Here is a 2,112-nt window from a genome sequence, read left to right on the forward strand (position 1 = left end):
CACCTGCTTGTTTGGCCCCTCCCGGCGGGAGCAGCCAGAAAATCGTGCAAACCCCATGGTTTGCGCCACCGCATCGGGTGGTTACAGCTCGTTACCAGCACCGACCCAGTCGGCTGCCAATAACGGAAAAAGGCCGGTGGCAAGAGCCACCAGCCATCAGCCTTTCGCTTAACGCTCGGGCTGGAGGAGCAAAGTCGATGCTTACTTCAGCTCGACTTTAGCGCCTGCTTCTTCCAGAGTGGCTTTGGCTTTGTCAGCTGCGTCTTTCGAAACAGCTTCCAGAACCATGCCAGGAGCGCCGTCAACTACTGCCTTGGCTTCTTTCAAGCCCAGACCGGTCAGTTCACGTACTGCCTTGATCACGTTAACTTTCTTCTCGCCAGCTTCCAGCAGCATGACGTTGAATTCAGTTTGTTCTTCAACAACAGCAGCGACAGCAGCTGGACCAGCGGAAGCAGCGGCAGCAGAAACGCCGAACTTCTCTTCCATGGCCTTGATCAGCTCAACGATTTCCAGAACGGATTTTTCGCCGATTGCTTCGATGATTTGGTCGTTAGTCAGAGACATGACTATAAATTCCTGTATTGGGGTGACAGCCTACGCGGCCATCGAAATAAACAATAAACGCTGAAAGGAGACGCTCAGCCTTAGGCTGCAGCAGCTTCTTTCTGGTCGCGAAGAGCCGCCAGAGTACGAGCCAATTTGCTGGTTGCGCCTTGAATCACGCTCATCAGCTGAGAAATTGCTTCGTCACGGGTCGGCAGGCTTGCCAGTACGTCGATCTGATTAGCCGCGAGGAACTTGCCCTCGAACGCAGCTGCCTTGATCTCGAACTTATCCTGACCTTTTGCGAACTCTTTGAAGATACGAGCAGCAGCGCCCGGATGTTCTTTGGAGAATGCAATCAAGGTCGGGCCAGTGAACACGTCGTTGAGCACGTCATATTGAGTGCCAGCAACGGCGCGCTTGAGCAGGGTGTTACGTACAACACGTACGTAAACGCCAGCTTCACGAGCCTCTTTACGGAGTCCGGTCATAGCGCCTACTGTTACGCCACGGGCATCAGCCACGACAGCGGACAGAGCAACTTGGGCAGCCTTGTTGACTTCAGCGACGATGGCCTTCTTGTCTTCAAGTTTAATTGCCACGGGAAAAACTCCTGCTTGTTACCGTTTCATCCAACCGAGGCCAGATGTCGTTTTGGTGTCTGATTCGGTAAGGAACCGGGAGCACCATCTGCGTAGGCTTGAGGTTTAAGACTTGCGTCGCCTACGGTCTTGGATAGCCCCCGCCAGGCAGGGACCCCAATCTTTCAATTGGCGCAATCGCTTGCGCCAATCTGTGTCTTACGCGTCGAGCGAGCCTTGGTCGATGACCAGACCTGGACCCATGGTGGTGCTCAGGGTAACGCGCTTGACGTAAATACCTTTCGAGGAAGCTGGCTTGATACGCTTCAGATCAGCGATCAGGGCTTCAACGTTTTCCTTCAGCTTGACGGCGTCAAAGCCGACTTTGCCAACGGAGGTGTGAATGATGCCGTTTTTGTCGGTGCGATAACGAACCTGACCAGCCTTGGCGTTTTTAACCGCGGTAGCTACGTCTGGAGTTACGGTGCCGACTTTAGGGTTAGGCATCAGGCCGCGCGGACCCAGGATCTGACCCAACTGACCAACAACGCGCATGGCATCCGGGGATGCGATAACTACGTCATAGTTCAGGTCGCCGCCTTTCATTTCGGCAGCCAGGTCGTCCATACCTACACGGTCAGCGCCGGCAGCCAGAGCGGCCTCAGCAGCTGGACCCTGAGTGAACACAGCTACGCGAACGGTCTTGCCAGTGCCGTGTGGCAGCACAGTAGCGCTACGAACAACCTGGTCAGATTTACGCGGGTCAACACCCAGGTTTACAGCAACGTCGAACGACTCGCTGAACTTGACAGTCGACAGCTCAGCCAGCAGAGCGGCAGCATCTACAAAGTTGTAGGACTTGCCTGCTTCGATTTTGCCGGCGATAGCCTTTTGACGCTTGGTCAACTTAGCCATTACACACCCTCCACGTTAAGGCCCATGCTACGAGCAGAACCGGCGATTGTACGCTCGGCTGCGTCCATAT

Annotated in this window: 3 protein-coding genes and 1 pseudogene; all 4 read right to left on the bottom strand. The window is 54.9% G+C overall.

The genetic code is table 11. The features are described from left to right. Positions 1-201: 201 nt before the first annotated feature. Positions 202-567, bottom strand: coding sequence for a 50S ribosomal protein L7/L12 (rplL, locus tag ACIQV9_RS28875; protein ID WP_010467258.1), 366 nt, complete (start codon positions 565-567; stop codon positions 202-204). An 80-nt stretch (positions 568-647) separates the two neighbouring features. Then, positions 648-1,148 carry a 50S ribosomal protein L10 gene (gene rplJ, locus ACIQV9_RS28880; protein ID WP_010467255.1) on the bottom strand — a complete coding sequence of 167 codons (501 nt, stop codon included), beginning with the start codon at positions 1,146-1,148 and terminating at the stop codon, positions 648-650. Positions 1,149-1,346: 198 nt separating this feature from the next. After that, entirely contained in the window at positions 1,347-2,042 is a 696-nt protein-coding gene (gene rplA, locus ACIQV9_RS28885; RefSeq protein ID WP_007896626.1) for a 50S ribosomal protein L1, read from the bottom strand. Next, positions 2,042-2,112, bottom strand: a pseudogene (gene rplK, locus ACIQV9_RS28890) (50S ribosomal protein L11); the annotation flags it as partial. The pseudogene rplK and the gene rplA, both read right to left, overlap by 1 nt.

This window comes from Pseudomonas sp. NPDC099000 (assembly GCF_044759925.1).
Lineage (GTDB): Bacteria > Pseudomonadota > Gammaproteobacteria > Pseudomonadales > Pseudomonadaceae > Aquipseudomonas.